General features: G+C 66.5%; 6 protein-coding genes. 2 read left to right on the plus strand and 4 right to left on the minus strand.

What is annotated here, in order from left to right:
- Nucleotides 1-22: 22 nt before the first annotated feature.
- From ASE30_RS26355 to ASE30_RS26365, 3 genes are read right to left on the minus strand one after another with little or no spacing between them, the layout of a single operon-like run.
- On the minus strand, nt 23-1,258 hold the full coding sequence (locus tag ASE30_RS26355; protein ID WP_057287228.1) for a CaiB/BaiF CoA-transferase family protein: 1,236 nt from the start codon (nt 1,256-1,258) through the stop codon (nt 23-25).
- Complete coding sequence (locus ASE30_RS26360; RefSeq protein ID WP_057287229.1) at nt 1,255-2,115, minus strand: MaoC/PaaZ C-terminal domain-containing protein; 861 nt, start codon at nt 2,113-2,115, stop codon at nt 1,255-1,257. The genes ASE30_RS26355 and ASE30_RS26360 overlap by 4 nt, the downstream gene beginning before the upstream one ends.
- 8 nt (nt 2,116-2,123) lie before the next feature.
- A complete protein-coding gene (locus ASE30_RS26365) occupies nt 2,124-3,038 on the minus strand; it encodes an SDR family NAD(P)-dependent oxidoreductase (RefSeq protein WP_057287230.1) in 915 nt (304 codons plus the stop codon).
- A 149-nt stretch (nt 3,039-3,187) separates the two neighbouring features.
- On the opposite strand from ASE30_RS26365, the gene ASE30_RS26370 reads away from it, so the two are divergent.
- Both ASE30_RS26370 and ASE30_RS26375 read left to right on the plus strand, forming a co-directional pair.
- The gene (locus tag ASE30_RS26370; protein WP_057287231.1) at nt 3,188-4,087 is read left to right on the plus strand and encodes a LysR substrate-binding domain-containing protein; all 900 of its coding nucleotides are present in this window, start codon (nt 3,188-3,190) and stop codon (nt 4,085-4,087) included.
- Between the two features lie 274 nt (nt 4,088-4,361).
- Complete coding sequence (locus ASE30_RS26375) at nt 4,362-5,345, plus strand: tripartite tricarboxylate transporter substrate binding protein (protein ID WP_057287232.1); 984 nt, start codon at nt 4,362-4,364, stop codon at nt 5,343-5,345.
- A gap of 505 nt (nt 5,346-5,850) precedes the next feature.
- Here ASE30_RS26375 and ASE30_RS29125 read toward each other — a convergent pair.
- The coding region (locus ASE30_RS29125; protein WP_156407785.1) for an IS3 family transposase at nt 5,851-6,000 on the minus strand (150 nt) is incomplete at its 5' end.

Here is a 6,000-nt window from a genome sequence, read left to right on the forward strand (position 1 = left end):
TTGGGGCGGATGCGTCACCGCGCTATACGCCGGATTCCGTCCTGGACCGGAACGCCGCGATGGCATCCGCCGGCTTGCCCAGCACCTCGCGCAGCACTTCCTCCGTGTGCTCGCCCAGCAGCGGCGGCGCGCGCCGGTACACCACCGGCGAGTCCGAGAAGCGCAGCGGGCTGGCCGTGACCGGCGCCACGCCGCCCGCGGGGTGGGGCATGTCGCGCCGCAACTGGCGCGCGTGCGCCTGCGGATGCGCGAACGCCTGGGCGATGTTGTTGATGGGCCCGCAGGGCACGCCCACGGCTTCCAGCTTCGCGATCCAGTCGTCGCGCCGCCCCTCCAGCATGATGGCCGTCAGGAGGCTGATCAGCTCCTCGCGGTTCGTGACACGCAGCCGGTTGGTGGCAAAGCGCGGATCGTCGCCCAGTTCCGGCACGCCAATCGCGCGGCAATAGGCGCGGTACTGCGATTCATTGCCCGTGGCCACGATCAGGTGGCCGTCGCTGGCGGCGAACACCTGGTAGGGCACCACGTTCTGGTGCGCATTGCCGGCCCGCGTGGGCGCGACCCCCGAGTTGAAATAGTTGGAGTTCTGGTTGGCCAGCAGCGCCACGTGGCTGTCCAGCAGGGCGATGTCCAGATGCTGGCCCAGGCCGCTGCGGTGGCGCTCCTGCAAGGCCGCCAGCACCGCGACGGTGGCATACATGCCGGTGACGATATCGGTGACCGCCACGCCCGCCTTTTGCGGCCCGCCGCCGGGCAGGTCATCGCGTTCGCCGGTGATGCTCATCAGGCCGCCCATGCCCTGGATCATGAAGTCGTAGCCGGGGCGCTGCGCGAACGGGCCGTCCTGGCCGAAGCCGGTGACCGAGCAATAGATCAGGCGCGGGTTGATGTCCTTCAGGCTCTGGTAATCCAGCCCGTACTTGGCCAGCCCGCCCACCTTGAAGTTCTCGACCAGGATGTCGCTGACCGCGGCCAGTTCGCGGATCAGCGCCGCGCCTTCCGGCGTGGCCATGTCCGCTTCGACCGAACGCTTGTTGCGGTTGGCGCTAAGGTAATAGGCGGATTCGTTGGTGTCCTGGCCGTCGCCGTCCTTCAGGAAGGGCGGGCCCCAGGCGCGCGTGTCGTCGCCCACCCGCGGGCGTTCGATCTTGATGACATCGGCGCCCAGGTCGGCCAGGTTCTGCGTGCACCACGGGCCGGCCAGGATGCGCGACAGGTCCAGTACACGGATGCCATCCAGCGGAGGCGGGCGCGTCATGATTGCACCGTCGCGGTGCCGTGGCTCATGACGACGATGCCGCGCTCCTTGGCGCGGGCGATGAAGCGGATCTGGCCGTCGGGCGTGCGCCACATGTCGCATTGCAGGGTCTCGCCGGGATACACCGGCGCGGAAAAGCGGGTGTTCAAGCTGGTGAGACGGCTGGCGTCGTAATCGCAGAACGTCTTGACGATGGCGTGCGCGGCGACGCCATACGAGCAAAGCCCGTGCAGGATCGGCCTGGGGTAACCCGCCTGGCGCGCGACCTCGGGATCGGCATGCAGCGGGTTGCGGTCCGCGTTAAGGCGGTACAGCAGCGCCGCGCTGGGCGGTATGCGCAGCTCGCAGCGCAGGTCGGGATCGCCGTCGGGCGCGGCGGGCAGGGGCTCGGGGCTGGCGTCGCCTTGCCCGAAGCCGCCGTCGCCCCGGCAGAACGTGCTTTGGCGCAAGGTCGCCAGGCAGGCGCCGTCCTCGCCGTGCAGCGTGCGTTCGCTGACGATGATGGCGCCCTTGTCCGCGCCCTTGTCGATCACATGCGTGTTGCGGGTCTTGCCGGTGATGACGCCCGAGACGGGCAGCGGCGCGTGCAGCGTCAGCCGCTGTTCGCCGTGCACCACCTTCACCCAGTCGATGCCGGCGCGCGGATCGCTGACCCAGAAGCCGGGATAGCCCAGGATCACGCTCATCGTCGGAAACGCCTGCAGGTCCTTTTCGTACACGTAGCGCAACTGGCCCGCGTCTTCGGGATCCTGCCCCAGCCCGATGCCCAGCGCATACAGCATGGTGTCTTTCTGATCGTAGCGCTGACGCACATCGTCAAAGCGCCATTCCTTCACGGTTGCATAGTCCAACGGCATTGGCGGCCTCAGATGGGATCCCAGTCGATCACGTCGGGCGAGCGCTCCAACGCGTAGAAATGCTTGCGCATGGCGGGCACCGCGATCTCGGCGATGCGCTCCGGCGTCCAGCCCTCGCTGTGATGCACGGTGCGCAAGGGCCGGGGCTGGCTCATCAGCATGATCTCGTTGGCGCGAACCGCGAAGATCTGCGCCGTGATCTCGCTGGCCGCATCACTGGCCAGGTAGACCGCCATGGGGGCGACCTTGCCGGCTTCCATCTTCTTGAGCTTTTCGACGCGAGCCTTCTCTTCGTCTGTTTCCGCAGGGATCGAACTGGTCATGCGGCTCCATGCGAAGGGTGCGATGCAATTGGACCGCACGTTGTAGCGCGCCATGTCCAGGGCGATGGATTTGGACAGGGCCACGATGCCCAGCTTGGCGGCCGCATAGTTGGCCTGCCCGAAGTTACCGATCAGCCCGGACGTGGACGTCATGTGCACGAACGCGCCGGATTCCTGTTCACGGAAATAGGGCGCCGCCGCGCGGCTCATGAAGAACGATCCGTTCAGGTGCACGTCGATCACCTGACGCCATTCCTCTTCGCTCATCTTGTGGAAAACCCGATCGCGCAGATTTCCCGCGTTGTTGATGACGGCGTCGATCCGCCCGAACGCGTCGATCGCGGTCTGCACGACGCGGCTGGCGCTGTCGTACGCGGACACGCTGTCGGTGTTGGCCACCGCCAGCCCGCCGGCCGCCGTGATTTCCTTGGCCACGGCCTGCGCCGGGCCTTCCGCGCCGCCTTCGCCCGTGAGCGATACGCCGATGTCGTTGACCACGACCTTGGCGCCCGCCTGCGCCATGGCCAGCGCAATGCTGCGGCCAATCCCGCCGCCCGCGCCTGTCACGATCACTACCTTTCCGGAAACGATGCCGCTCATTGAAGCTCACTCCTGTGCTGCGGCGCGCACGCCGTGTGGAAAACAGTTCCGCATCAACCCGTCTGGTTTACGGGAATGCACCATGGTAGATTCGACCCGGCATTCGAAGAATTCAAAATTAGAAATGCCCCCCTTCTGCGTGGTGGAACATGAGACACGATCTGACCGACCTGCGTTTGTTTCTGAACGTAGGTGACACACTCAATCTGACCCGGGCCGCGGAACGCACCTTCCTGTCCCTGCCGGCGGCAAGCGCCCGGGTAAAACACATGGAAGAGGCCTTCAAGGCCCGGCTGCTGGTGCGCATGGCCACCGGTGTCGCGCTGACGCCCGCGGGCGAGGTGCTGCTCAAGCATGCCAATGCGGTTTTCCGCCAGCTCGAATGCCTGAACGCCGACCTGCAGCCCTACGCCAGCGGCCTGAAGGGGCGCCTGAGACTGCTGGCCAACACCACCGCCACCAACTCCTTCCTGGCCGACGCGCTCTCCACGTTTCTGGCGGAAAACCCTGACGTGGACGTGGAACTCGAAGAAAAGATCTCCGGCGATATCGTCATCGCGATCCGCGCGGGCGCCGGGGATCTCGGCCTGGTGGCCGGCAACATCGACGTCGAAGGGCTCGACGTCACCCCGTTGTTCCGCGATGAGCTCACCGTCGTCACATCGCTGAATCACCCGCTGGCCGCCCAGGACTCCGCGCATTTCGTCGACCTGGTGGACGCCTACCAATTCGTCGGCATCCACCCCGACAGCGCGATCCAGACCTTCCTTGAAGACATCGCCAGCGGACTCGGCAAGCGCATCTGCCAGCGCGTCCACGTCGGCAGCTTCGAAGCCGTATGCCGCATGGTGGAGGCGGGGGCGGGCATTGCGGTCGTCCCGCGCGCCTGCGCCGCCCGCTACAGCCGCCCCGACGCCCTGCACGTCCTGAAGCTGGCGGACTCCTGGGCGCTGCGCGACCGCTTGCTCTGCCGCCAGCGCGGCCGCGACCTGCCCAGCTTCGCGGAATGCTTCATCGAACACGTGCAGCGCGCCGCGCGCGGGCAATAGCGCAACCACCGCCGGCCCTGGCATGGATGCCGCATCGAACGGCGTAGGACAAGCGCCGTATCCCCGCCGCGCCAGGTATCGCGTCATGGAGCGAGCCGCGTCCCCTGACGGCTGCGCAAATACTGTCCGGTGAGCGAACTTGGCGCCCGCGCGAAAGAGGGGCTTTTGAAAATGTGTAGCGGCGAATCCCGACAATCGGAAAATAATAAAAAACAGCGGCGGGCATGAATGCTTGAAGCCTGACCGTGAATAGAACAAGACTCAGGAGACTGCCGTGATCGATCTTCAACGCCGCCGCGTCGCCGCGGGGCTGGGCGCCGCATGCGCCGCTGCCATGCTTCCGTCGTGGGCCCGTGCCGCCACCTGGCCCGGCCATGCCGTGACCTTCATCGTGCCCTTTCCCGCGGGCGGACCGGTGGACACCACCGCCCGCTTCACCACGCAGCCGCTGGGCCAGATCTGGTCCGTGCCCACCGTGGTCGACAACAAATCCGGCGCGGGCGGCATCGTCGGCGCCCAGTTCGCCGCCAAGGCCGAGCCCGACGGCTACAGCTTCTTCTTCGCATCCATCCACCACGCCGTGCTGCCCAGCCTGCGCAACAACCTCAGCTACGACATCACCCGCGATTTCGTACCGGTAGGATTGGCCGCCGTCTTCCCCATCGTACTGGTCGTCAACGCCTCCCTGCCCGTGAACACCGTAGGCGAATTGATCGCCTACGCCAAGGCGAATCCCGGCAAGCTGTCGTTCGGCTCATCGGGCACCGGCGGCGGAACGCACCTGGCGGGCGAACTCTTCAACGCCATGGCCGGCGTGCGCATCCAGCACGTCCCCTACCGAGGCAGCGCACCCGCCATGCAGGACCTGCTGGGCGGCCAAGTGCAGGTAATGTTCGCCGACGGCCCGTCGGCGGTGCCCCACCTGAAGGGCGGCAAGGTCCGCGCCCTGGGCGTCGGCAACCCCACCCGTTCCGACATGCTGCCCGAGGTACCCACCATCGCCGAATCCGGCCTGCCTGGCTACGAGGCCTATTCCTGGAGCGGCGTGATGGCCCCGAAGGGCACGCCGCCCGACATCGTCAAGCGCCTGAACGCCGACATGGTGAAGGTGCTGTCCGACCCCGCCACCGCCAAGGGAATGATCGCCGCAGGCGCCGAACCGAAGCCCGGCACCCCCGAGCAGTTCGGAGAGTTCGTGCAGGCCGAGATCAAAAAATGGAAAGAAGTAATCAAGACAGCCGACATCAAGCTCGACTGATTCTTCCCCAAGCCGCATCGCAAGCAGCAGGCAGGCGGCGCCGCAAGAGCAACGCGGCAGCCGCTGCCAAGAGCATTACGGCAGCCGCTGCCAGGAGCATCACGGGAGCCGCCGCCAAGAGCACCACGACAGCGCCCAAAGAGCACCACGAGCAGCGCCGCGACAACATCCCGCGCAACCCCCAAGCATCACACCCCATCCCAAACGCGAAGCGTCCACCCCCCGACGCAACCCACCGCGTAAGCCCCCCAAGGCCGCCCGCGCGGCCGGCCGGGGGCGGGCCCCGCGAGACATTCCATCCCCAAACCCCCGTCGGCAAGAACCTAAAGAACCCGACTCGTCCCAGCGTCCGTGAAGCCAAAATCACCAAAGCCTGGTGTGGCGGGGGCCTGGGGGGTGTGGGGCGTCAGATAAGCCCGAGGGAATCTGAAGGAACGGCCGTAGGCCGTGACGAAGATGACGAAGGGGCAGTCCGGAGCGAAGGCTCCGGACCGCAATGTGGTGGTCAAGTTTTAGTGGACACCTGCATAGGTAGTTTTGGCGCTTGGCTGCGTTCATACGCAGCCGGTGCCCGATAGCCCAGCTTGGAGTGCAGCCGCTGGGGGTTGTAGAAGTTCTCGATGTAGTCCTGGATGTCGCGCTGTGCTTCAGTTCG

The sequence above is a fragment of the Achromobacter sp. Root83 genome (assembly GCF_001428845.1).
Taxonomy (GTDB): Bacteria; Pseudomonadota; Gammaproteobacteria; order Burkholderiales; family Burkholderiaceae_B; genus Achromobacter.

Coding starts and splice junctions, on each gene's coding strand:
- ASE30_RS26370 (WP_057287231.1), top strand. CDS start 3,188: ATGAGACACGATCTGACCGACCTGCGTTTGTTTCTGAACGTAGGTGAC.
- ASE30_RS26355 (WP_057287228.1), bottom strand. CDS start 1,258: ATGACGCGCCCGCCTCCGCTGGATGGCATCCGTGTACTGGACCTGTCG.
- ASE30_RS26360 (WP_057287229.1), bottom strand. CDS start 2,115: ATGCCGTTGGACTATGCAACCGTGAAGGAATGGCGCTTTGACGATGTG.
- ASE30_RS26365 (WP_057287230.1), bottom strand. CDS start 3,038: ATGAGCGGCATCGTTTCCGGAAAGGTAGTGATCGTGACAGGCGCGGGC.